This window comes from Mucilaginibacter sp. P5_A4, from assembly GCF_056400605.1.
The window spans coordinates 1-25,022 of sequence record NZ_JBFUKX010000014.1 but is presented as its reverse complement, the minus strand read 5'-3'; the positions used below and the strand labels follow the sequence as shown (position 1 = coordinate 25,022).

At 41.8% G+C, this 25,022-nt stretch carries 22 protein-coding genes; 8 read left to right on the top strand and 14 right to left on the bottom strand.

The features are described 5' to 3' along the window. The first annotated feature begins 163 nt into the window (after nucleotides 1–163). Together AC1DQW_RS10810 and AC1DQW_RS10805 are read left to right on the top strand one after the other, a co-directional pair. Nucleotides 164–643, top strand: a complete 480-nt coding sequence (locus AC1DQW_RS10810) for an Lrp/AsnC family transcriptional regulator (RefSeq protein WP_477403308.1) — start codon at nucleotides 164–166, stop codon at nucleotides 641–643. An 8-nt stretch (nucleotides 644–651) separates the two neighbouring features. Continuing rightward, nucleotides 652–1,614, top strand: coding sequence for an EamA family transporter (locus AC1DQW_RS10805; protein ID WP_477454095.1), 963 nt, complete (start codon nucleotides 652–654; stop codon nucleotides 1,612–1,614). Nucleotides 1,615–1,998: 384 nt separating this feature from the next. On the opposite strand, the gene AC1DQW_RS10800 is transcribed toward AC1DQW_RS10805, so the two are convergent. Together AC1DQW_RS10800 and AC1DQW_RS10795 are read right to left on the bottom strand one after the other, a co-directional pair. Continuing rightward, nucleotides 1,999–2,295, bottom strand: coding sequence for a hypothetical protein (locus tag AC1DQW_RS10800; protein WP_477402400.1), 297 nt, complete (start codon nucleotides 2,293–2,295; stop codon nucleotides 1,999–2,001). Nucleotides 2,296–2,350: 55 nt separating this feature from the next. Beyond that, nucleotides 2,351–3,040 carry a pseudouridine synthase gene (locus tag AC1DQW_RS10795; RefSeq protein ID WP_477454094.1) on the bottom strand — a complete coding sequence of 230 codons (690 nt, stop codon included), beginning with the start codon at nucleotides 3,038–3,040 and terminating at the stop codon, nucleotides 2,351–2,353. 340 nt (nucleotides 3,041–3,380) lie between these two features. On the opposite strand from AC1DQW_RS10795, the gene AC1DQW_RS10790 reads away from it, so the two are divergent. Then, on the top strand, nucleotides 3,381–4,532 hold the full coding sequence (locus AC1DQW_RS10790) for an acyltransferase family protein (RefSeq protein WP_477454093.1): 1,152 nt from the start codon (nucleotides 3,381–3,383) through the stop codon (nucleotides 4,530–4,532). 158 nt (nucleotides 4,533–4,690) lie between these two features. On the opposite strand, the gene AC1DQW_RS10785 is transcribed toward AC1DQW_RS10790, so the two are convergent. The 3 genes from AC1DQW_RS10785 to AC1DQW_RS10775 form a co-directional block, all read right to left on the bottom strand. After that, complete coding sequence (locus AC1DQW_RS10785) at nucleotides 4,691–5,563, bottom strand: 3-keto-disaccharide hydrolase (protein ID WP_477454092.1); 873 nt, start codon at nucleotides 5,561–5,563, stop codon at nucleotides 4,691–4,693. 142 nt (nucleotides 5,564–5,705) lie between these two features. After that, the gene (rlmF, locus tag AC1DQW_RS10780; RefSeq protein WP_477454091.1) at nucleotides 5,706–6,668 is read right to left on the bottom strand and encodes a 23S rRNA (adenine(1618)-N(6))-methyltransferase RlmF; all 963 of its coding nucleotides are present in this window, start codon (nucleotides 6,666–6,668) and stop codon (nucleotides 5,706–5,708) included. 78 nt (nucleotides 6,669–6,746) lie between these two features. Beyond that, on the bottom strand, nucleotides 6,747–7,220 hold the full coding sequence (locus AC1DQW_RS10775) for a pyrophosphohydrolase domain-containing protein (protein ID WP_477454090.1): 474 nt from the start codon (nucleotides 7,218–7,220) through the stop codon (nucleotides 6,747–6,749). Between the two features lie 230 nt (nucleotides 7,221–7,450). On the opposite strand from AC1DQW_RS10775, the gene AC1DQW_RS10770 reads away from it, so the two are divergent. Further along, nucleotides 7,451–7,822, top strand: a complete 372-nt coding sequence (locus tag AC1DQW_RS10770; RefSeq protein WP_477454089.1) for a hypothetical protein — start codon at nucleotides 7,451–7,453, stop codon at nucleotides 7,820–7,822. Nucleotides 7,823–7,879: 57 nt separating this feature from the next. Here the strand turns inward: AC1DQW_RS10770 and AC1DQW_RS10765 are convergent, their stop codons facing one another. Further along, nucleotides 7,880–8,293: a VOC family protein gene (locus AC1DQW_RS10765; RefSeq protein WP_477454088.1), complete on the bottom strand. Its 414-nt coding sequence runs from the start codon at nucleotides 8,291–8,293 to the stop codon at nucleotides 7,880–7,882. A gap of 49 nt (nucleotides 8,294–8,342) precedes the next feature. Continuing rightward, a complete protein-coding gene (locus AC1DQW_RS10760; RefSeq protein ID WP_477454087.1) occupies nucleotides 8,343–8,786 on the bottom strand; it encodes a helix-turn-helix domain-containing protein in 444 nt (147 codons plus the stop codon). Between the two features lie 144 nt (nucleotides 8,787–8,930). Here AC1DQW_RS10760 and AC1DQW_RS10755 point away from each other — a divergent pair, with 144 nt between their 5' ends. Continuing rightward, nucleotides 8,931–11,867 carry a PAS domain-containing protein gene (locus tag AC1DQW_RS10755; protein ID WP_477454086.1) on the top strand — a complete coding sequence of 979 codons (2,937 nt, stop codon included), beginning with the start codon at nucleotides 8,931–8,933 and terminating at the stop codon, nucleotides 11,865–11,867. A gap of 86 nt (nucleotides 11,868–11,953) precedes the next feature. Here the strand turns inward: AC1DQW_RS10755 and AC1DQW_RS10750 are convergent, their stop codons facing one another. The 3 genes from AC1DQW_RS10750 to holA all read right to left on the bottom strand — a co-directional run bounded on the left by AC1DQW_RS10750 (nucleotide 11,954) and on the right by holA (nucleotide 14,695). Next, a complete protein-coding gene (locus tag AC1DQW_RS10750) occupies nucleotides 11,954–12,778 on the bottom strand; it encodes a sulfotransferase (protein WP_477454085.1) in 825 nt (274 codons plus the stop codon). A gap of 47 nt (nucleotides 12,779–12,825) precedes the next feature. Then, complete coding sequence (gene cysC, locus AC1DQW_RS10745) at nucleotides 12,826–13,389, bottom strand: adenylyl-sulfate kinase (RefSeq protein ID WP_477454084.1); 564 nt, start codon at nucleotides 13,387–13,389, stop codon at nucleotides 12,826–12,828. Between the two features lie 283 nt (nucleotides 13,390–13,672). Beyond that, nucleotides 13,673–14,695: a DNA polymerase III subunit delta gene (gene holA, locus AC1DQW_RS10740; RefSeq protein ID WP_477454083.1), complete on the bottom strand. Its 1,023-nt coding sequence runs from the start codon at nucleotides 14,693–14,695 to the stop codon at nucleotides 13,673–13,675. Nucleotides 14,696–15,043: 348 nt separating this feature from the next. On the opposite strand from holA, the gene AC1DQW_RS10735 reads away from it, so the two are divergent. Next, nucleotides 15,044–15,505, top strand: a complete 462-nt coding sequence (locus tag AC1DQW_RS10735; protein ID WP_477454174.1) for a type I restriction enzyme HsdR N-terminal domain-containing protein — start codon at nucleotides 15,044–15,046, stop codon at nucleotides 15,503–15,505. Nucleotides 15,506–15,686: 181 nt separating this feature from the next. On the opposite strand, the gene AC1DQW_RS10730 is transcribed toward AC1DQW_RS10735, so the two are convergent. Then, on the bottom strand, nucleotides 15,687–17,495 hold the full coding sequence (locus AC1DQW_RS10730; protein WP_477454082.1) for a response regulator: 1,809 nt from the start codon (nucleotides 17,493–17,495) through the stop codon (nucleotides 15,687–15,689). A gap of 99 nt (nucleotides 17,496–17,594) precedes the next feature. After that, nucleotides 17,595–20,297 (bottom strand): valine--tRNA ligase, encoded by a 2,703-nt coding sequence (locus AC1DQW_RS10725; RefSeq protein WP_477454081.1) that lies wholly within the window; start codon nucleotides 20,295–20,297, stop codon nucleotides 17,595–17,597. A gap of 913 nt (nucleotides 20,298–21,210) precedes the next feature. Here AC1DQW_RS10725 and AC1DQW_RS10720 point away from each other — a divergent pair. Continuing rightward, nucleotides 21,211–21,708, top strand: a complete 498-nt coding sequence (locus AC1DQW_RS10720) for a DUF6155 family protein (RefSeq protein ID WP_477454080.1) — start codon at nucleotides 21,211–21,213, stop codon at nucleotides 21,706–21,708. Nucleotides 21,709–21,885: 177 nt separating this feature from the next. Here the strand turns inward: AC1DQW_RS10720 and AC1DQW_RS10715 are convergent, their stop codons facing one another. Continuing rightward, on the bottom strand, nucleotides 21,886–22,878 hold the full coding sequence (locus AC1DQW_RS10715) for an NADP-dependent oxidoreductase (RefSeq protein ID WP_477454079.1): 993 nt from the start codon (nucleotides 22,876–22,878) through the stop codon (nucleotides 21,886–21,888). A 255-nt stretch (nucleotides 22,879–23,133) separates the two neighbouring features. Here AC1DQW_RS10715 and AC1DQW_RS10710 point away from each other — a divergent pair, with 255 nt between their 5' ends. Continuing rightward, nucleotides 23,134–23,505, top strand: coding sequence for a hypothetical protein (locus AC1DQW_RS10710; protein ID WP_477454078.1), 372 nt, complete (start codon nucleotides 23,134–23,136; stop codon nucleotides 23,503–23,505). A 141-nt stretch (nucleotides 23,506–23,646) separates the two neighbouring features. Here the strand turns inward: AC1DQW_RS10710 and AC1DQW_RS10705 are convergent, their stop codons facing one another. Next, nucleotides 23,647–24,462 (bottom strand): helix-turn-helix domain-containing protein, encoded by an 816-nt coding sequence (locus AC1DQW_RS10705; protein ID WP_477454077.1) that lies wholly within the window; start codon nucleotides 24,460–24,462, stop codon nucleotides 23,647–23,649. Between the last annotated feature and the right edge of the window lie 560 nt (nucleotides 24,463–25,022).

The window sequence follows — 25,022 nt, the reverse complement described above, 5'->3', positions numbered from 1 at the left end:
CTTGCAAACAACGCCCATTTTAAGCTGATGCTATAAGCATCTTTACTCACAATCCTACCTACTCAAATATCTGTTTAAACACCAATACGGTACTTTTGTCGAATTAAATTCATTTTATTAAAATTATTTTGAATTTAATTCATACAATGGCTAATATTACTGCATGATTAGCGAAACAGAAATAGTTTTAGACAAAACCGATCTGCATATTTTACGATTGATGCAGGAAAATGCCCGCATATCAAATGCCGACCTAGCCCGCGAGCTGGGGATGGCCCCATCGGGCATATTGGAAAGGGTAAAAAAACTGGAACAGAAAAACGTTATCCAGCAATATACCACGCGCATTAACCCGGTGGCATTACAGCAAAAAATGCTGGCCTTTATTTTCATGCGTGCTGCGGATGGCCCGGGATGTAACGATACGTCGCGCGAGCTTGCCAAAATACCCGAGGTACAGGAAGTGCATCATATTGCCGGCGATGATTGCTACCTGGTAAAGATCCGCACCTATGATTCAGCCTCGCTGATGCAGCTGATGCGCACTTACTTTAGTAAGATCCCTAATATTTTGAGCACCCGTACCACCATAGTGCTCGAAACTGTTAAAGAACAACAACAATTAGTTATACCCGAAAAATAAATACTGCCATGACTACAACTACACAAAAAACTGCTTCTCCCCTGTTGGTTATCATAGCTTTTGCTACTGTTTACCTGGTTTGGGGTTCTACCTATTTTTTTATAAAAATGGCTGTTGATGGTTTCCCGCCGTTTCTGCTGGGAGCCCTGCGCTTTTTTACAGCCGGTATTTTAATGCTGATATGGTGCGCCATTAAAGGCGAACAAATTTTTGTAAAGCGCAACATCATTCATGCCGCGGTAAGTGGCTTTTTATTACTTGTAGTAGGTAATGGCGCTGTAATATGGGCCGAGCAAACATTGCCAAGCGCCATGGTAGCCATTATGGTATCATCTCCCCCAATATGGTTTGTGTTATTGGATAAGCCAAACTGGAGTACCAACTTTAAAAGTAAAAGCACCATTTTGGGGCTTATAATAGGCTTTATAGGTGTAATATTATTATTCAGCGAACAGATAGGAAGCATGGTCGGCCCATCAACCGGTCCGTCAAAACTACCGGGAATGCTGTTATTATTGGCGGGCACACTAGGCTGGGCATCGGGGTCGTTATACTCCAAGCACAATAACACAAAGGGATCCGTATCTGTTAACACCGCGTGGCAAATGCTGGCTGCAGGTATTGTATTTATCCCATCAAGCTTTTTTCATAACGAGGTACAAACCCTCAACTGGCACGCTATCCCGGCTCATAGCTGGTATGCATTGCTTTACCTGGTAGTTTTTGGTTCGATAGCTGCTTTTAGCGCTTATGTATGGCTGTTGCAGGTTCGCCCGGCCACGCAGGTGAGTACCTACGCTTATGTTAACCCGGTTATAGCCGTTATATTAGGGGTGCTTTTTGCCCACGAAAGCGTTACCTTATTGCAGGTTGGCGGCCTGGTGATTATATTAGGCAGTGTGCTGCTGATAAATTTGAGCAAGTACCGAAAAGAGAGGGTGCCGAAGGAAGAGGAATTAGCAACTAACTAATTATATCAGTCAACAGCTATTGCCTTCGCATCCGTTATATGAAGGGTAAAACCTGGGGATTCTGAAGGGTAAATGACGTTTAAAAAGATTTGTCATTCTGAACAATTGAAGGATCTTTTCGCAGACTGTACAGGGCGAATAATAGACGCTTCAAGCGTTCAGCGTGACGAAAGGCTTTTTTTTAACACGTTATGGGTAATGATAAAATCCTGCGGACCCTGAAGTAAAGAATTGCAAACCGGCGAAAGACTTAGTTTTAAGACAACGAAGCCCTCAACGGGGCCAAAAGCAATATATTCGGGTCAAAATTCGTAGATTTTTTTCGCGATCAGGAAAAACACATCATGGATATATACAAACAATAAGATTTTTATAGTTTTAATATCACACAATCCTACCCTCATCCATCATCCTGTCTTCAGGATCGGGCTCGTGGTAATTTTTAATAAACCTTGCAATTTCTTCGGCTTGCTTGTGGGTTAGGTCACCCATGCCGCTGTATTCCCATTCGTTCATTTTATCGTCAAAAACAATGTCGCCCAAATCAATGCTGCCTTCGCTCAAGCCAAATACCCCGGTAGAATATATGTCACCCCCCGGCATAATTTGAGTTACTGGTTTTATAATGATCAGGCGATCTCCATTATTTGTATAGAGATTATAATTCGCCGGCTTTATCATGTTTAAAGTATATGGTTAACTTACAAACATAGGCGGGTTTTGTTTCATTATCACTTTAATTATGAAGCTGCCATTTCATTAGCTGCATAACTCTTTTAAACTCGGGCTGTAAATCTGCGCGTATAGTAATGCTTTCGCCGGTTATAGGGTGGTTAAAGCTCAGGTACGAAGCATGCAGCAGCATGGTGGTCATATCCCAGGTACCTTTAAAAAATTTGTTCTGCTTATTGCAGCCATGGGTACGATCGCCAATGATGGGATGGAAAATATGGCTAAAATGTTTGCGCAACTGGTGCATTCGCCCTGTAGCTGGGACTGCCTCAACCAACGAATACCGGACTGTTGGGTGAGCGCCAAATGGAATATCCAGTTCGGCTCGTTTAAGGGTGGTATAGGTTGTAAACGCATCCTGAAGCGTACCGTTTTCCTTCCGCAGGGGATAATCAATATCCTCTGTATCGGCAGTATGACCACGCACTATGGCCAGGTATTTTTTTTGCACCTGGTTTTCCATAAATTGCTGTTGCATGGCAATTTCCACCTGTTTATCCAGCGCGAAAAGTAATATACCTCCTGTCTTCCTGTCAATACGATGCACCGGGTTAACTTTCCGGCCAACCTGGTCGCGTAGCATCTGCAGGGCAAACTCCGATGCATCTGCAGCAATAGAAGAACGATGCACCAGCAAACCATGCGGTTTATTGATGGCTATAAGGAATTCGTCGCGATATAAGATCTCTAACATTCAGTGCGATTACAAACCGCGAAGGTACGAGAATAGATATGAGATTTGAGACCCGGAAATTGTTTAAAAATAAATAAAAGAACGTCATTGCTGTGACGATCTATTTTTAACCAGCCTCCTGAAAATTTCATCTCATATCTCATATCTCATATCTCATATCTCATATCTCATATCTCATATCTCATATCTCATATCTCATATCTCATATCTCATATCTCATATCTCATATCTCATATCTCATATCTCATATTCAATTAATTTAAAAAGTAAGGCAGCTAAAAAAAATATTTTAATTAGTGGGTCTTTTTATATCTTTAGTTCAAACAAAATCTTATAAACAATGACCACTACAACCAAAACAAAATCAGGCGATTCCGCGCCTGATGATATTAATGCCGCCCCTACACGTTTATTTTCATTGGATGCCCTTCGCGGGTTTGATATGTTTTGGATTATGGGTGGTGAAGAGATTTTTCATACCATGGCCAAAGCCACCAAATCGCCATTTTGGGAGGCCATTGCAAACCAGTTTACACACCCCGACTGGAATGGTTTTCACCTGTACGACCTTATCTTTCCACTATTCCTGTTCATGGCCGGTGTATCTACTCCGTTTTCGGTTGGCCGGGAATTAGAGAAAGGCAAAAGCAAAAAACAGTTGGTTGTTAGGGTTATAAAAAGAGCATTAATATTGGTATTGCTGGGTTTAGTGGTTAACAACGGATTAAACATTATGCCAATATCCGAGATCCGTTTTGCCAGTGTGCTGGGCCGTATCGGGATTGCTTATATGTTTGCCAACATTATTTACCTATACAGCAGCGAGCGCATGCAAATGGTATGGTTCTGGGTATTCATTATAGGTTACTGGTTGCTGCTTAAATTTACTTCGGCGCCAGGCTTCCCGCATGGCGATTTAACCATGCAGGGCAATTTTGCATCCTATATGGATAGGATCATTCTGCCGGGCAAGTTGTATCTGGGCATTCATGATCCCGAAGGTTTATTCTCTACCATACCGGCCATCAGCACCGGATTATTAGGTATAATTACCGGTACCGTATTAAAAAAGACCGGTTTAGCGCAAATGAAAAAAGTGGCTATACTTACTATTACCGGTATAATATTCCTGGTGATAGCCCAAATATGGAACCTCGATTTCCCTATCAACAAAAACCTGTGGACCAGCTCGTTTGTAATGCAGGTGGGTGGTTTAAGTCTGCTGTTGATGGCATTTTTTTATTATATCATAGATGTGCTGGGTTATCAAAAGTGGTCGTTTTATTTCAGGGTGATCGGCATGAACTCCATACTGATCTATGTATCCGGTCACTTTATTAAATGGAGCTATACCAACAACGGTTTCTTTGGCTGGATAGGCAAGCTCATTGGCGATCCCTTTAATGCCGTAGCTATGGCCATTACCTTTGTAATGGTGAAATGGCTGTTTTTGTATTATTTGTACCAGAAGAAGACATTTTTACGCGTTTAATACACGATTTAAGGATTAACAGGGTGTCTGAACCGGAATTCATCGAATTAACGAATTTGCAGAATTTTAGAATTCTAATAATTCAACCAATTCGATGAATTTCGGTTCAGGCAAAACAATCTGCATCCTGTTCATCCTGCCTAATCTTTTAATCCTGTTTAAAAGAAAGCAGCATACTCCTCCGGCATTTTATCAATGCTTTTAATCTGGATATCTTTAAAATATACTTCACCGGCTTCACTTTGCAGCTGGAGTTTGCCTTTGGTTAGGGGTTTGCTTTCATTGCCATCCTGGTAACTTAGGTTTGATAGCGCGTTAACCACATGACCATTTACAATGTACACGCTTTTATCGCCGTAGCAAATCAGCTCCATGGTGTTCCATTCTCCTTTTTGATTCTCAAAGTTTTCGCTGCGCTGGCAAAAACCCTGGTTAGGTGCGCCTACGCCCATAAAAACCTTATCGGCATCCTTGTTAAACACATAATTGGGCACTCCTGTTGGTTTGCCGGCGCGAACTGTGGCATGTGCAGTGCCTACGTTCCAGTAATCACCAATGCCGCCTTCCATCACCTGGAATTCTTCTGACAGCATCCACGAATGGAAATAGTCTGCTCCGCAATCGCCCTGCGAGTGGTATAACAAGCCCGAGTCAAGGGGTTCATTTAAACGGGGATCCCATTTTTTGGTACCGAATTTAGTTTTCAGTTTAAGGTGATAATTCTGAAAATCCTGTTTGGTATAAATACAACCATAAATTTCGCCGCTGATGTGTAATACAGGCTCGTTGTTCTGCATTTCCACCGTGAAAACATTGGCCACATTTTTATCATAGCCGATAGGTGGCAGGGTTTTGCCATCGGCATCTTTAGGGGCTTCGCCCTTATATGGGAATTTAAGCCGGTAACTTTGGTAAATGGACCATTTACTCATTTTTTTATCCATGAGATTGGTCCACCCTTTATCAGCGTTGAAGGATGTAAGCGCTGAAATAAACAAGCAGCTTATTACGATGGTTAAGATTTTTTTCATAGTGGTGAGATGCTATAAAATTTGAGGTTTAATTTAACACGCAATCGATTGTTATTGCACATTAAAAGTAAACATTCAACTTTAAAGAAAAGCCGCTATTGGTAAAAAACAATCAGCAATTGATTAAATGCTACCAGCTTAATTATTGCTTTTTAGCCCATTGTTGCCGGTCTTCGGGCGATAGAAAAGTCCAGGCCATTATCCTGCTTGCCTTTTGCCCCTGCGACATGTTAATGGTTTGCACCTCAATTGCACCTGCCTTTTGCAAAGCATTATACAAAATGCGTAAATTTTCTTTTTTTGATACCAGGGTGGTAAACCATAAGCATTGTTTGGCAAACCGGGTACTTTGAGTGGCCATTTGCTTTAAAAACGCGGCCTCGCCGCCGGGATACCAAAGTTCGGTATTTTGGCCGCCAAAGTTGAGCAAGGGTTCTTCCCGGCCAACTTTAAGACCAAGGTTGTTCCATTTACGTTTTGAGCCTTCGGCAGCTTCTTTAACAGACGCGTGGAAAGGCGGGTTGCATACCGTAAGATCAAACAATTCGCCAGGTTTTATGGCAAAAGTGAAAATATCGGCCTTGTGCTTTTGCAGGCGAAGCTCGATGGCATTTTTCAGCTCATCATTTTTACTGATGATCTCCTGTGCCGATTGTAAAGCCTGCTCATCTATATCAACCCCAACAAAACTCCAGCCATATTCCTGGTGACCGATAATGGGATAAACACAATTGGCTCCTACCCCAATGTCCAATACCCTAACCTTTTTGCCTTTACGGATAACACCGTCATTAGCTGCAGCCAAAAGATCGGCCGCATAATGTATGTAATCTGCACGGCCAGGGATAGGAGGGCATAAATAACTTTCGGGGATATCCCAAAAGCTAATCCCATAATGATGCTTTAGCAAAGCCTTGTTCAGCAATTTAACCGCCTCGGGATTGGCAAAGTTAATGGTTTGGCTATCGTATTTATTTACGGTTACAAAGGGCCGCAATTTGGGCGTAGCCTTCATCAGCGCCTTAAAATCATACCCCTCGCGGTGGCGGTTACGCGGGTGCATAAATTCTTTAACTTCGGGTTGGTTTGGTGCTGATTCGGGCAAGTTATTGTACTTTAATTTATAATTTAAAAACGGTAGTCCATTATTTAGCTTTAAGCTTTCGGCCTTCAGCTTTAAGCTTTAAGCTATCACAATACTCCCCAAATTGGCAGGCGAGTAATTAATTGATTTAAGGGTTTTGTTATCTGCAGTACGGTATACCAGGAACAAGCCGTCAATCTCCTTATAGTGCGACTCAGTATCGGCTGTATTACGGTAATGTTCAATAGTCTGGTTGGCTTCCTCTATGGTTTTACAGGCCTTGCTCATGTTTGACCGGTGAACCTCATCAAACAATTCCTTAAACTTTTCTCCAAGACCAAACTCCAGTACAGCGCCTGATAATACGTATTGCAAATCGCACAATGCATCGGCTATTTCAACCAGGTTATTGTCATTCACGGCTTGCTGCAATTCTTTCAACTCTTCGGCCAAAAGTTCTATCCGCAACTGGCAGCGCTCCTTTGACGGGATTTGCGGTGCTGCTATAATAGGATGTTTAAAAGTGCTGTGAAATTCGGCAACCTGGTTTAATGAGTTTAAATCTTTGATCATGATTATCAGGAAATATCTAAGGCCGCTAAGTTATGAATAACCACAACGCTTTCAAAAAAACACAAATTTAAAACAGAGTGTTAAAGATTGGGTTATATTATATAATTAACAATCACTTAACATACAGGCGTTTTGTTAACATAAACATAATATTAAAATAGCATTATATTAACTTATCTTTGTGCCGAAAATAAGTTCAAACCCAACCTGAATTTTCTCAAACGTTCTCTATGAAAAATAAAAAAGCAAAATCCCCTGAAAAAGAAGCCCGCAAAGCACTAAAAAATCAGTTAACCGATAAGTTTACCGCTCAGCTAAAAGCTATCGTAAGCGAAATTGAACCCGATCTTAAAAAAGCAACAAAGGCTATTGAAAAGACTGCCAGGAACTTAGCAAAAAAACTTACTGGCAAAATAAGCGACAAAAAAGAAGCTCCTGCAAAAGCCGATAAAAAAACCAAAGTGGTTTCAGCCGAAGTTAAAGCCCCGGTTGCACCTGTTGCTAAACCAGCAGAAGTTAAAAAACCCGTTGCAAAAACCAGCGTCAAAAAAGTTGCCGCCAAACCGGTTGTTGCCAAAGAGGAGAGCTCACCTGTAAAATAATTTCGTTTATTACGATTTTAATAAAATAACAAAATCTGGTTTTATGACCCGGCTTTGTTATTTTTGTTTTTCGCCTAAGGAGAACCAGTTGCCCGAGTCATCTTTAAACAAGGCTTCAAAACCATAAAACTCTTTTGTTGGTTCTTTTTTAAATTCAACGCCTTTGGCTTTCAGCTCTTCGTAGGTTGCCATCAGATCGTTACATTCAAATACGCCAAAACCAAAGGTACCCTGGCTTACCAGCATACGCATTTGCCGTGCAGCTTCCCCTTTAAACATCATGCCTTCGGCAATGGCCATAAGCGATATTTCCAGTTCGGGTTGTTCGGGCGGGCATACGGTGAGCCAGCGCATTCCGGGGCCCATTGACGCATCGGTGTGCACTTTAAAACCAAGCTTATTAACGTAAAACTCAAAAGCACTGTCCTGGTCAAGAACAAATATGCTAACGTGGTTCATTTTTGTGATCATGTGGAATAATTTGTTTAAACCAAAGATGAACAATAAACCAGGGGCTTACTTATTGAAAATTGCTGTTTTTTACCCAGCCATTTTCCTGCGCAAAACAATTGGGAATAAATTTTAATGGCGATTGCAACATATCGGCCAGTCTTTTAAGTGCCTGTTGCTGGTAAGCGTATGGCGACAGATGAACAATCTTTTTAAACAAAGCCGAAAATGAACTGGCACTGTCAAACCCTACAGCATAACAGGCCTGTGTTACCGGGGTGCCATCCTGTAACAATAAGCGGGCTTTTTCAATCCTTACCGCTATCAGGTACTGGTGCGGCGTTTTGCCATAAGTTAATTTAAACAGGCGAATGAAATGGAATTTTGAGAAAAAGGCTTCATCAGCAATATCATCAAGATTAATCGGCTGGTGGTAGTAATCATCAATAAATAATTTGGCATGTACAATACGCCTGTATAAATATACCTTTGGGATTGATGCGGTGCCTGCCATATCATTATATAAAAACCTGGGTAAAGATGAGGCAATTAGTTAAATTACTCAAACCATAACCAGTAATTAATTTTTTTTAAAACATTTTCCCCTATAATAACATTATCCGTTTAGTATTGTTGCATCCATCTTTCTACAGCTTAAATGGCTTTAAAACATAGTTCTGCTTTACCTCCGGAAATGTTAAGGGTTTTTGAGACGTTACCTCAACCCTACCTTATTCTTTCGCCAGAACTATTTATTCTCACAGCCAGCAATGCCTATTTAAAGCTAACAGGCAAAACAAGGCTGGCGCTGGCAGAGCAATACCTTTTTGATGTTTTTCCTAAAATTCCCGACTGGTCATCTGAAGATGGAGGCATTTGCTTTTCGCTTAATAAAGTATTAGAAACCGGGCAGCCGCATCAGTTGCCCATAATGCGATTTGATATACCCAACGCAGCCGATCCTTCGCAAATGGAAGAACGTTACTGGAATACCGCACATACCCCGGTGTTTGATGCCGAGGGCGATATGAGCTACATCATTCATTATACAGAGGATGTTACCCAACAGGTAATTACCGAGCGGAATTTAAAGCAAAGTCTGGAAAAAGAAATAACTGCCGCCGCAAAAGCCCCAAATTTGAGCAGGCAAATGGAAAAGCTTTTGGAGGAGATTCCCGCGCAGATAGCCATAGTCACCGGCCCCAACCTGGTTTATGATTTCATAAACCCGCGGTATAAAAATGAGCTTTTTCCAAACCGCGAAGTATTAGGTAAGCCCTTGTTAGACGTTTTGCCCGAAGTAGGCGGACAGCCAATTTTTGATGCCCTGCAGCATGTTTACAAAACCGGCGAAACCTTTACAGGCAACGAGATTTGTATCCCGCTGGCCAAGGAACCGGGCGGACCAATACAAAATCATTATTTCAACGTGTTTTACCAGGCCCTTAGAGACGAGAGTGGCAAAATAGTATCTGTTTTAAGTTTTAAATACGAAATAACCGACCTTGTTTTGGCAAAAAATCGCCATGAACAAAACAAGCAGGACTTATTGACTGCAAATTTGGACCTGGCAAATGCCAACGAAGAGATACAGGCAACCAACGAGGAGATAAGATCAGCAAATGAGGAACTAAGCGCCGCCAACGAAGAGTTGTTCCAGTCGCAGCAAGATGTGCTTAAGCTAAATGACGAGTTGGAAGAACGGGTGGAATTACGCAATATTGAACTTTTTAATGCCCAGGCCGCAGCGGCCAGTCAGCGCGACAGGCTGAAAAGATTTTTTATGCAGGTACCTACCGGCATTTGCGTACTCGACGGCCCCGAAATGGTATTTGAACTGGTAAACCCGGCGTACCAGCAGCTTTTCCCGGGCCGGGATCTGTTTGCCAAACCTATTATAGAAGCTTTGCCCGAACTGGCAGGCACCCCTATTATAGATATTTTAAAAAATGTTTACTACACCGGCAATACATTTGAAGGTAAAGAGCTATTAGTACCGCTGGCACGAACTGTTAACGGCCCGCTTGAAGACCGCTACTTTACGTTTATTTACCAGGCAAGATACGATGCTGATGGCACTGTTGATGGAATTTTGGGCTTTGCTTTTGAGATGACCGAGACTATACTTACCCGGCAAAAAGAAAAGGAGAACGATCAGCGTTTCCGCTTTTTACTGAATGCAATGCCACAACAGGTTTGGACGGCCCGCCCAGATGGTTACCTTGATTATGTGAACGAAGTTGTATGCGACGACTTTGGCCAAAGCATGGAGGAGATATTGGGCCGCAGTTTACAGGAATTTATCCATCCCGATGACAGGCTTATCAGTTCGCAAAAATGGAAGGCAGCTTTGCAAAACGCTGATGAATTTATGGTTGAGTTTCGCCTTAAATTTTATAACGGGCAATATATATGGCATTTGGTGAGGGCTGTGCCACTGGTAGAAAATGGCCAGGTAAGGCTATGGCTGGGTACCAATACCAATATCGAGATGCAAAAGCATAACGAACAAAAGAAGGATGAGTTTCTGTCAATAGCCAGCCATGAGTTAAAAACACCGCTTACCAGCATTAAAGCATTTAACCAGCTGATGCAGCGAACAACTGATGCGCAAAAGCTCAACAGCTTTGTCCAAAAGTCGGCAGCGCATGTACTGCGGCTGGAAAAGCTGATCAATAACCTCTTGGACGTTACCCGCATCAATGCCGGTAAAATCGCTTATAACATGGAACCCTTCAGTTTCCTGGAGATGCTTAAAGATAGTATAGAAAGTGTTCAGCAGGCAACAACATCGCATCAGATCATTCTGGAAAAAGCCGATGATGTAACCTACACCGGCGATCGTTTCCGGCTGGAACAGGTGGTGAATAATTTCCTTAGCAACGCCATCAAATACTCGCCCGAGGCCGACAGGGTGATAGTGAATTGTACCCTGCATACCGATAACAGCCTCATTGTATCTGTTCAGGACTTTGGTATCGGCATTGAGGAAAAAAACCTGATGCGCCTGTTTGATCGTTATTACCGGGTTGATAATACCGCCATGCGTTTTGAGGGTTTAGGTCTGGGCCTTTTTATATCCGCCGAAATCCTGAAAAGACACCATGGCAGTTTCTGGATAGAAAGCGTACCCGGTGAAGGCTCAACCTTCTTTTTCAGGCTGATGCTTGACCCCGCCAAAAAAACTGAACCCGTAATAGATGGCGACCGTTACTACCAGGACAGCACAATCACCCTTACTTATAACCAGCCGCGTAACCGCATAGATGCCGACTGGACCGGTTTTCAAAACCTGGAATCGATACAAAAGGGATGCCTTCGCATGCTGGATATGCTGAAAAAAAACAAAGTTCACAGCGTACTTAATAACAACATTCATGTACTTGGTAATTGGTCTGAAGCGGCAGACTGGAGCAATAACGAATGGTTCCCGGCTATGGAAAAATCGGGATTAAGGTACTTCGCCTGGATTAATTCGCCAAGTGTTTTCAGCCAGCTATCTGCCCGGAAAAGCGTGGATACCCTGGTTGGCAAAATCGTTTTCCGTTTTTTTAACGATGTGGAGCCGGCGATAAAATGGATAGATAGCAAGTAGCAGCAAACGGCTCTTGTGGGAAACTTTGCATGTGGGGTACCGATCCCGACCAGTTGGCGAACGGTACGACCCGCCGGTTAGGGGGTTTAATCAATCATATACCCCTTAAGCTCTGCCTGGAGTTGCTTTGCAGTCGCAATTAATGATTTATCGGCAATGTAGGGCTCAATATCAACATCCTTACCTATCATGCCTTCTTTAAATACATCCTTGAACCTGAAATATTTTAACGAAAAATTCCAGTTATTTTTAAGGTGCGCAAAAACGTTGGCATCCTCTTTATTTAACATCGAATAATTAACCACTATGAAAGCATCGCGGCTTAATTTTTTAATACAATTTAGTATATCCCGGTTGTAGGTGATCCAGATTTTTAAAAATTCCTGGGCGTAAGTATGACAAAATTCCTCAAGTCTCCGGCTTCGCCTGAATTTTAGCCATGCAAGTCGTGATAAATATTTACGGGCCAGGTATTTATTATCAACATACCTGAACTCGCGCCTCAGTAACGAGCTGATTACCGACTGGTAGTCGCGCAGAATGATAAGATAGCAGGCATCCGGGAGCAACTCTTTATAAACATCAAGGAACAGGCATGTACGGGGATCTTTCCATCCCCATTGATCATATAACCGCTGCTTAACGTTAATAATGCTTTTCACTTTTTCCCGCTCGTAAATTGAAAAGGAAACATGTTCATCTGTTAAACCCGAAATTGGAAGCTGATGATTGGCAAGGATCTCTTCATGTACTTTTAAAAACTCTACATCTTCAAAGTGCCCCTCCACGTTTCCATGATTTGGCAAAGCCAGTCTTTCACCCAGCTGCATACCGCATTTGGAAAGCCAATGGGTAATAAGCGAGGTGCCAGAGCGATGCATACCGGCAATAATGAGCGTTCTTTTTTGCATAAATTACAGTGGGGCAAATAACATAAACAATAATGTGACCGATAAGTTTAAACTTTGCCGGCCATTTTATGCTGAGCCTTTTCAACAGGGTGAAGATTATTCAGGATAAAGTACAATAGAGACGAGGTGCTTTGTGCTATGGTACTTTTACTTGTATTTATATACAAATCCGGATCATGGGGCACATCAAACTGGGCGTTGATGCCGGTAAGGTTGGTTAGCTTATCGGGATGTCCATCTGGTAAAAAGGCTTTTTTGTACAACCCTTTTGTATCCCGGCTAATCAGTTTACTAACAGGACAATCAATGTGAACAATGTTTACATGCTCATACTTTTCGGCCAGTTCGCGGCGCAACTCATCGTAAGGATTTATGGCGCTCACTATAGTAACTATTCCGTGTGCCGAAAACCGGCTGGCCACAAAGCCCAAACGCCGTATGTTTTCGTACCTGTCGGCTTTACTAAATCCCAGGTCGCGGCAAATTTCGTTGCGATATTCATCGCCATCAATTATCTCCGTTCTTATGCCCAGGTCGTTTAGTTCGATAGCAACATTTTTAGCCAATGTTGTTTTACCGGCTCCCGATAATCCGCAGAAAAGTAGTATCATAATTTAATAATTTATGTTTTATTACCATGACCGGAAAGCACTGCAGGTTGCTTTCGTTTAATGAACATAACGATTAAATCAGGGGTTAAATTATGTTACATTGTAAAGAGTTCTTTACAAATAAGTTAACAATCAAGTCGAGAGAGGTAAAAAAACCCTTAAATTGAGCTGTAAAGGGCGTTTTTGAGTTAAATGACAGCGCTACGTATAAAAGTATAAAAATGATACACCTAACAAAAATGTTACTTGTTTTTGGGATCATCCGGGCTGGTTTGCCCTGTTGTTAATGCAATATTTTAAACATCAGTTCCTTCATGAGTTCGCCGTGAGGGGCGTTTGATTCAACCCCTTTACTTTTCAAATCGTACTCGCGCAGGTAACTGATAACCTGCATAGTTTTCGGATAGCTATAATTACGACCGGCCAGTTCATAATCTTTTACAAAATAAGGGTTAACCCCCAACTCGCGGGCAACGTTTTGTTGCGATTTATCTTTTACATAATGATAAGCCAGCACCTTGCTAAAAAAGTTATTCAGGTTACCCAGCACCAGTACTATTGGGTTGGCCTTGGGGTTAGCCTCAAAATAATTAATAATCTGGTTAGCCTTAAAAGCATCTTTTTTGCTTATCGCAGTTTGCAGCTCAAATACATTGTACTCCTTACTTATGCCGATGTTATCCTGAATAAGTTTCAGGCTTATCTCCTGCCCGGCAGTTACATTCAGCATCAGTTTTTCGAGTTCATTTGAAATTTTTGAAAGATCATTGCCCAAATACTCAGCCAACATAGCCGAAGCCTGCTGGTTTATTTTATATCCTTTATCGCTTATGAACCCTTCAATCCAGGCAGGAATCTTGCTATCATATAAAGGGGCCGACTCAAATATAAGCCCGCTTTTCTCAATGGCTTTATACGTTTTTTTCCGTTTATCAAACTTGCCGTACTTGTAGCAAAAAACCAGTATGGTGCTTGCCAATGGCTTTTCAAGATAGCTCAATAACGGGTCGATGCCTTTTTTGCCGTCATCATCCTTACCCCATTTCATGTCCTGGGCTTCCTTTACCATCACAACCTGGTAATCGGCCATCATGGGGTAGCGTTTGGCGGCATTAAGCACGGTCATCATATCGGTATCCTTACCGTATAAAACAGTTTGATTAAAGCCTTTCTCGGCATCCGGAAGCAGGTGATGCTCGATATGATTACTTACCAGGTCGATAAAATAAGGCTCTTCGCCATGCAGCAGATACAGGGGCTTGTATTTATGGTTCTTGATATCTTTTAAAATCTCGGCTGCGGTCATCTTTTAAGTCAAAAGTAAAAATTCAAAAGTCAAAAATGACCTTTAGAAGCTATTAAAAATTTATTTATTAATGTTTTTATAGTTTTTGAACCTGCGAATCTGTCAAAATAAATAAACCGACCGTCATTGCGAGGTACGAAGCAATCCCAAACTATGCAGATCGGATTTGCAAAGCTTCTCTGTAAGTCGGGGATTGCTTCGTACCTCGCAATGACGGTTTGTTTTATTTATCAAAATTAAAAATTCCAGCCCGCAAAGCCGGTCTTTTATGGTAAATGTTGAAACTAAAGTTCAAAACCTGGCTGATGTTTCAGATATTCCTTTTTAATTTTGACTTTTTAATTTTGAATTTTGAATTTACCTCCGCTTAACCTTCCTCCCTACCCATTTAAAATAAGCGACGAGAACGGTCAGCTGTCTTTGTTTGACGAGATCCGTAAAAAAACAATCATCCTCACACCCGAAGAATGGGTAAGGCAGCATTTTGTGCAATACCTTATCAGGCAAAAAAACTATCCGCGGTCGCTTATCAGGCTCGAAGGCGGCCTTAAGCTCAACGGACTGCAAAAACGTACGGATATTGTGGTGTTTAACAGCGAGGGGAAACGGATATTAATTGTAGAGTGCAAGGCTCCATCAGTAACTATTGATCAAAAAACCTTCGACCAGGTAGCCCGCTATAACATGGTACACAAGGTATCACTGCTGGCAGTAAGTAACGGCCTGCAGCACTACTATTGCAATATCGACCTGGAGAAAAGAGAATACAAGTTTATAGAAGAGTTGCCGGCATACAGCAAACCTGTTTAATGCACGTATATCCCACGTCATTGCGAGGTACGAAGCAATCCCCTACTTACAGAGCAGCCTTGCAAATTCGATCGGCACAGTTTGGGATTGCTTCGTACCTCGCAATGACGTGGTTGTTGTTGGGTTCAAAAACCAAGACGTCATTATTGTTTTTTCCAGTATTTTTCTGGGTGGCAAATACCTATGAAGCTACTGCCACCAGGGTTTGAATTTTGGCCAGCAGTTCATCGGGCTTAAATGGTTTGGATACATAATCGTTCATGCCTGCTTCATAAATTTTTTCCTTAAGATCAAACAAAGCCGAAGCTGTAAGCGCTATAATAGGGATATTTGATTTTTTTGGATCGGCCATTTTCCTGATCTCCAGGGTGGCGTCAAAACCATTCATAACCGGCATTTGCAAATCCATCAGTATAATATCAAAATTGCCATATTGCATCATCTCAATAGCCTGTACACCGTTTTCGGCAATGGTTGGTATAATATGCCATTTTGATAACAGCTTTTTCATCAGCATAACATTTACAATGTTATCTTCGGCAATAAGTACCCTTATACTTGATACCCCGGCGCCTTTTTCGTTGATCTTTATTGATGAGGGGATTGCTTTTTTAACAACCGGTTCTGTTGATACCGGGAACTCCATCAAAAACGAAAACTCGGAACCTACACCCATCTCACTTTTAACATCCATGTGCAGGCCCTGCAAATCAAGCAATCTTTTTACAATGGCCAGGCCCAAACCCGTGCCACCATATTGACGGGTGGTGGTTAATGATTCCTGCGTAAATGGCTCAAATATGCTGTTAAGGTTATGTTCTTCGATACCAATGCCAGTGTCTTTTATCAAAAATTTGACGATAACAGTATTATGCCGGTCTTCAAAACAAGTAGCCTTAACCAAAACATTCCCTTTTGATGTAAATTTTATCGCATTACTAACCAGGTTATAAATAATTTGGGCAATGCGTGTAGGATCGCCAAAAATCACTTTATCATTTAGTAAACAATCAACCCCCATTTCAAACTTCAAACCTTTTTCTGCAGCCTTTATCATCTGGGCGCCGCAAGTATTGTTCATCAGTTCGGACAGGTTAAAACGGGTGTTTTCAAAAACAACCTTACCCGATTCTATCTTGTTAAAATCAAGCACATCGTTAACAATGGTAAGCAGGTTATTTGCCGAAAACTTTAGTATCTCCAGGTTTTCCACCTGGTCGTTCCGCGGATCGCTCATCAGCAGCAGGTTGCTCATTCCTATAACGGCATTAAGCGGCGTACGAATTTCATGCGACATGGTTGCAAGAAATTCGGTTTTGACGTGAGTTGATTTTTCGGCCTTTTCAATTGCTGTTTCAAGCCTGGAGTTAAGGGCCTCGTGTTCGTCGCTGCTATCTTTAAGTTGTTTTATATTTTTTAAAAAGGCTGTATAAAACTGGCTGTGAATAAATATCAGCAGTATAAAATTGGCAAACAGCGTAATAATAATGGTTGATTGATCTATCTTATCGGGCTTTATGCCTATCACATAACCCCTGGTAAATTCAATAACCATGAAGGCAAGTACCGGCACTGTGTTCAATAAAGAATAAACCAGCCCCGCCTTTTGGCCAAGCATGTAATAGCTAAACACAATAACCATTATGATTACCTGTATAGCAACTATGTTTACGCTTTGAACGGTTAAAAAAACAATACTGGCATTAACTATAGTACCGGCGCTGAGCAGTAAATGCGAAATTAAACGCCAGTTGGGCCGGTAAGTCAAAAATTTAAATAATACAGCTATGCACACCATTAGTGCGGCAACGGTATAGGCCAGCATCATTTGCCGCTCGAAATAAACGCTCATTAAAACAGCGCCTAAAGCTATAAATACAAGTGGAAAACCGTAAAAAAGCAGTCGAATACGTGCCTGATCAAGAAAAGACTGCTCCTTTGATAAAATTTTATAAATTGAAAAGTTAAAAAAGTTTACTCCTTTACTCATGATTAACTACAAAGCTGTTAATGCAGGATGCTTTAAAAGGCATAAACGTTACTGTCGCCTTTTAAGCATTATTGCCCTCACAGTCGGTTAACCATACAATTAACAAGCCAAATCAATCAAATTTTGTTCAATAATACCCAGTTTAGCCTCGGCATCAGCTTTTTTCCTTTGTTCAATTTCAATAATTTCGGGCTTGGCATTGTTCATAAAACGCTCATTACCAAGCTTTGCATCTACCGATTTCAGGAACCCTAAAAGATATTCTTTCTCTTTCCCCAGCCTGGCGCACTCTGCCACCGGATCGAGGTTTTGGCTTAAGGGAATAAAAAACTCATCGGTTGAAGCAATAAAATTAACTGCTCCTGTAACCTTATCATCAACCTCGCTAAACTGGCTTATATTACCCAGTTTGGATATAATGGCCTGGTATTGCTGATAATTTACTCCCGAATTTGACTTGTAAAACAGTTCAAGCGCCTCTTTAGGCGAGATCTGTTTTGTGTTACGAATGTTCCTGATTTGTGTAAGTACAAGCTGAACAATCTCCACCTCATTAATCAGCTGAGTATTTATTTCCCCAATGCTTGGCAATTGGGCAACAATACAACAATCCTTTTCTCCGCGTTCTCCCAATAATTCATCATGCCACAATTCCTCGGTAAGGAAAGGCATAAACGGGTGTAAAACCTTTAGTATATTTTCAAAATACCCAACTGTTGCTGTATAGGTATCTTTATCAATTGGCTGCTGGTAAGCAGGCTTTATCATTTCAAGGTACCAGGCGCAAAAATCGTCCCAAACCAGCTTGTAGGTGGCCATTAATGCCTCTGATAAGCGGTACTGCGCAAAGTTGTCTTCTATCTCGCCCAGCGCCTGGTTAAACCTGCTGCCAAACCATTCAATAGCTATCTGGTTGGGGTTTGCCAGGCTTGCATCAACTTCCCACCCTTTTATCAGTTTAAAAGCGTTCCATATTTTATTGGCAAAATTACGGCCCTGCTCGCAGTAGCTTACATCAAACATCAAATCGTTGCCGGCGGGCGAGCAAAGCAGCATACCTACCCTTACACCGTCGGCACCGTATTGTTCTATCAAATCCAGCGGATCGGGAGAGTTACCTAACGATTTCGACATTTTACGACCCAGCTTATCCCTTACTATACCGGTAAGGTAAACGTTTTTAAAGGGCGCCTGCCCCCTAAACTCGTGCCCGGCCATAATCATCCTCGCTACCCAAAAAAACAGGATCTCGGGGGCAGTTACCAGGTCGTTTGTTGGATAATAATAGTTGATATCGGCGTTGTCGGGGTCCTTAAACCCGTCGAAAACAGATATGGGCCATAACCATGACGAGAACCAGGTATCAACTACGTCCGGGTCCTGCGTTAAATCGGCAGTTGTGAGTTGTGAGTTGTGAGTCTTAAGTTTTGCTTCTGCTAAGGCCTCATCAATATTTTTGGCAATAACAAACTCGCCGTTTGGTAAATACCATGCCGGTATCTGCTGTCCCCACCATAACTGGCGGCTAATGTTCCAGTCCCTAACGTTCTCCATCCAGTGGCGGTAGGTGTTTATAAACTTTTCGGGAATCAGCTTTACCTCGCCATTTAACACATAATCAAGGGCTGGCTTAGCCATTTCGCTCATTTTGCAAAACCATTGCATAGATAGCTTTGGCTCAATAACCGCATCGGTACGTTCAGAAAAACCTATCTGCGATTTATAGTCCTCCACCTTTTCCAAAGCACCTTCTTCATCCAACAGCAGGACAATTTTTTTACGCGCAATAAAACGGTCTTCACCAATCAATATTTCCGCTTTGTTGTTCAGGGTACCGTCGTCGTTTAAAATGTCAATAACCGGCAGGTTATGCTTTTGGCCAAGTTCATAATCGTTCAAATCATGGGCCGGCGTTACCTTTAAACAGCCGGTACCAAAATCCATGGTAACATACTCATCCAAAATAACCGGGATCTCGCGGCAGATGAGCGGGATAAATACCGTTTTACCGTGCAAATGCAAATACCGTTCATCATTTGGGTTGATACAGATAGCCGCATCAGCCATAATGGTTTCTGGACGGGTGGTTGCTACCGTTAAATAGTGAGTGGTGAGTGGTGAGTGGTGAGTGCTGTCGTCGTTATTAACGCCCGACAACTCACCACTCACTGCTGACAACTCACTACTCACTATTTCATACTTAATATAATAAAGCTTCTGATTAACTTCTTTACGGATAACTTCTTCATCGGATACCGCGGTTTTTCCCTGCGGATCCCAGTTCACCATGCGTACGCCACGGTAAATCCAGCCTTTTTTGTAAAGGTGGATAAAGGTATCTATAACGGCTTCGGATAGCTCCTCGTCCATAGTGAATTTGGTGCGGTCCCAATCGCATGATGCACCTAATTTTTTAAGCTGATCGAGGATGATACCACCGTATTTTTCTTTCCACTCCCAGGCATAAGTTAAAAACTCGGGGCGGGTAAGGTCTGTTTTGCTGATGCCGCGCTCTTTAAGCATGGCCACAACTTTAGCTTCGGTGGCTATACTGGCATGGTCGGTTCCCGGCACCCAGCAGGCGTTTTTGCCTTTCATGCGGGCGCGGCGTACCAGTACATCCTGTATGGTATTGTTCAACATATGGCCCATATGCAAAACCCCGGTAACATTTGGCGGCGGAATGACTATGGTATAGGGCTCGCGCTCATCGGGCACCGACTTAAAAAAATCGTGCTTTAACCAGTAACTGTACCATTTATCTTCGGTTTCTTTAGGCAAATATGTTTTAGCAATACTCATAACGCGCAAAAATAAGGAATTGTATGAATAGTTGAAGGGCTTTTTTGGTGCGGGTTTCGGGTTGTTGGGTTCGGGTTGCGGGGAGCCAGGTTCGGGTTTCGGGGAGTGTGGTTCGGGTTGTGGGGTTCGGGTTGTGTGGTTCGGGTTGTGGGGTTCGGATTGCGGGGAGCGGGGGTCGGGTTCCGGGAGAGGGATGGTTAGGCCGGGATTTCGATAAGTGAAATTCGATGCCACTTTATTAACTCAAAACCTAATGCTCTAAAATATCGGCTCTTTCACCTCGCCACACGCAACCCGAACCGCGATCCACACAACCCGAACCTCGCTCCCCGACCCACGCAACCAAACTCTTCCACAATAATTTCCCATTTAAAAAGTTATTATATGTAACTAAAGCATTAATTGCTATGAAATCAATGCATATACATCGTTTTTGGTTTGATATTTTAAAAAGATCAAAGCTGGATTTTGTGATAAACTGGTTTAATCGTTAAGCGGTATCCCCCCTACCCGTTGCGGATTTTATATTAGTTTTCATTAACCTTTAAATTTTTTATTAATTAAAGCTCCAGTGCTTTATGCTGTTTGCGTATTGGCCTTTATTGGCGGATGTTTTTGCTGTTGACGGCATTAAATCCCCAAAGGTAAAACATAAACCTGCCACAGCAAGGTAGTGGGCTCCACACCTAACATTACCATTCGCCAAACCGTTTCCACTTATCCCACTTCAAATTTTTGACTTATCTCGGGCGGCCTCGTTCGCCAACTGGTCGAATCATACGCACATGCCCTTTCGTGCAACTTACCAAAGCTTTTAAATTTACAACCCAAAAACGGGAAAGCATTGACCGGTTAGGGGTCTTTAATATATTTGTAATGAAAGAATACTTTATCTCGTAAAAAAATATCGATAATGGCCCTTAAAAACGACCTTACCAAACTCGACAAAAAAGCGCTTATTGAAATAATAGCCGATTTGTATAAAAAAAACAAAACGGTGAAGGAGTATCTTGACTTTTATTTTAAGCCAGATGAAAATGGGTTATTTGAAAAATACAAAGTTAAAGTTTACGAGTCTTTTTATCCAAAGCGTGGCTTCGGCTACAACCTTAAGCAAGGGAAACAATGCATCAGTGAATTTAAAAAATTAGGACCTTCACCCGAATTGCTGGCATCTCTTATGCTGTTTTATGTGGAAACAGGTGTACAATTTACAAATGATTTTGGCGATATAAATGAGCCTTTTTACAACAGCCTTGTAAGCACATATGCCAATGCACTAAAACTTATCCAAAAAGAAGACTTATTGAGTCAATTTGAACAACCGGCATCACAGTTACTTGTTGATAGCGAAAACATCGGCTGGGGTTTTCACGATGCACTTTCCGATACGTTTTACAATTTTTATTAAGAAGCTGTTTAAAAATAAAAAACTGGTCGTAATACGAGTACGGACCAGCCAAGTTGGAAAAAAACAGTAATGACATGTATGGATACCACAACCACCTTGTGATCGTCATTGCGAGTACCCACCAGGATAATCCTGGTGGGTATTCGTGACGGTCTGTTTTTATTTTTAGACAGCCTCTTAAGGAACAAGAATTATTTTCCCAACCGTATTTTTGGTCTGGATAATATCGTGAGCTTTTGCCATATCCGCTAATGGTAGCACTTGCGACACATGCGTTTTGATTTCACCTGAAGACAATAAGCGGGCAATATTTTCAAGATCTTGCAGATAGCTTTCATTAGGTGTCACATATACTCTCTCAACTGTTACATCTCTTTCTGCCTTTGCCTTATCGACGAACTCCTGATCCGGATATACTACTATACTGGATAACTTACCTCCGTTCCTGACTGATTTTAATGACCGGCCCAGATGGGTGTCTTCAGTGCTACTTACTTCTCCCTCTACCCAAACCGCATCATGCACAATATCAGCATCATCAATAATTTCCTCAACTGCCTGCGTTTTATAATCGATGAATTCGTCAGCTCCCAGGCCCAAAACAAAATCTCTGTTGGCGCCCGATGCAACACCGATTACATATGCGCCGAAATGTTTGGCCAATTGTACCGCGTAATGCCCAACCCCGCCAGATGCACCATGGATAATAACCTTATCTCCTTTTTTTATTTTCGCAAAATTCACTAACGATACCCAAGCTGTTAAAGCTGCCATTGTTGCTCCGGCAGCTTCCTCAAAACTTACGTTGGCTGGTTTCAATACCATTTCATCTTCTGGTGCCGCAACGAATTCTGCATAGGCATTTGCCTGGCCAATGAACTTAAAGTTGCCAAAAACTTCATCTCCGGTCTTGAATTTTGTCACCGCTTTTCCTGCTTCGGTCACAACACCGGCAACGTCCCATCCAAGAATGATATTTTCTTCATCGCCTTTTCGGGCATAGATCATATCCAATGCTGCCTGGTTTCTGCGGACAAATGCATCTACAGGATTAATGCTTATCGCTTTTACACCAACCAAAACCTCATTATCTTTAATTGACGGTACAGGAACCTCTGCAAGTACCAGGTTTTCTGACCCTCCAACTTCTTTTAATACTATAGCTTTCATGATTATATTTTTTACCAAAGTTAGAATCATGAAAGCGCTCTTGTTTTGTTTAAAATGTCAATTTCACTTTGCTGGGAGTGTCACGAGATCATCCCCTTTGGTAAGATAATAAGATGATAGCCGATCAGCCTCATAAAGGTTCGGATATGATTTACGGATATAGTTATTGACATTTAGAACAATATAAAATTGACAAGCCTAACAAAACTAAAAAATGAGGCATAGCCTACCTTTACCTCATAAATAAGTTGAAATATGTCAGAACAATCTATCCTGCGGCTTACAATGTCCGCCACTGTTAATCCCAACGATTGGGGAAAACTTGAACAATTCATGGCAGAAGCGAAAATCGTTGTGCCAAATGAAGGAGCCGGAGTCTTAATCCATGAATGTCATTATGATCCGGAGACTTTCAATATCCTCTTCCTGGAATCTTATGCCAACGAGAATGAATTAATAAAACACGCGGAGGCTTTTACACCGGTAATGAATAAATACAAGGTGGATTGGAAAATAAAAAGATTAGACTTACTTGGAAATTATTCTCCGGAGATTTTCGCGCTGATGAAAGGAATGGCCAACGGTGCGGAAGTTAACCTATATAACCACGTATTTAAAAACAAATAAATAGTGTTTCCAGCATTTGCAGGTCGGTAGCAAAGCGGTAGGAGCGCCGCTATGATAACTTCTTTTAACCAGGGGAATTATTTCATAGCGATAGCTTTGCTTTTAGTGCCTTCGCGCTAATAAGAGCAGTTTATGCCAATTCTATACAAGCTTACCTACGGTTTCAGATGGCGAATACCCAAAATGCTTCTTGAAGGCGAAGGAAAAATGCGAAAGGTTTTCGAATCCGGTTTCTAAGTACACCTCTCCCGCTTTCTTGTCTTTTTTAGCAAGCTGAAAATGAGCTAATTCCAATCGCTTCTTTATTAGCCAACGCTGGGGAGTGATCTTGAAAGCCTTCTTAAAATCCCGGATAAAGGTTGAAAGGCTACGACCTGTGAGATAGGCAAATTTATCAAGAGGCATGTTGAATTTGTAATGCTTTTCCATGAAATCAACCAGGTTTATCTTTCCGGGCTCAGAGAAATCGGCCAGCACACTGTCAATATCTGGCTCAACAAATCTAAGGATATGAATCGCCTCTTCCAGTTTGAGTTTTGCTAAGCTTTCGGGAAGTTTGTGCTCAAGATCAAGATAGGGCATTACCGAAGAAAAAAAACTTTCCAGTAGTGGCTGTTTGTTCAATATCCTAACCGCATTATCGGGTGGAGCTGTTAATTTTGGTTTTTCATTCGCATAAAATGATTTCAGCCTATCGAGCGTAAGGCCAAATACGACAGCCTGGTAAGGCCTGCCATCTTTTGGCTGTTTGATTACAGTTGAAATTTGGTTTCTTGGGAAAAGCAACATGCTCTGGGCATCGAATGTATAAGTCCGCTCTGCCTGTATTACTTTCATTTCCCCGGAAGTGATCAAAACGAAGGAGTGGAATTCAAAACTAAGATCATCTTTAAAAATGCCTTCCTCTGTAACCGTCCACACAAGGTCTGTAAATCTGCTGAAGTTTTGTTTTGCCATTAGTGTTGATAATTGATGTGCCTTACAAAATGTGTTTAAGTTAGTAAATTGCCTGTTAATAGTTTTATACTCATTGATAAACGAATGCTATCAACAACGAGATATCATGGATTATTAATGTTTATTAAGAACAAAGTTATGTTTTAGCAATGCTGCAAGCTTTGTTGAGAATGTCAATTTTGCTTTGTTTAGATTGTCAATTGACACATCTGTTCACTTTTTTAATAAGGGGTTCAAGGTCGTCGGGCTGAGTTGTAAAATTTCGGGAAATTCTGAAGGGGGAATGACGTATATCAGATGGCTGCGAGCCGACTCACCCCGACGAGGCTACGCCCGTCTGCCCCTCCTATGTTTGTTGTCATAATATAAGCAAATAAATTTGCATTATAAAGTGAGGAGGAATGAGAGCAGAGTTTGCCCCAAACAACCCATTGGTATGTTGAGAGAGAGATACTGCCTCATTTCTTTTTACCCTTTAGCGTTTGAACAGAATGTAAGGAATATTGCATAGCGATATATCCAGGATATCCGGCAGGAGAAAAAACGAAGTAGGGTTTTCA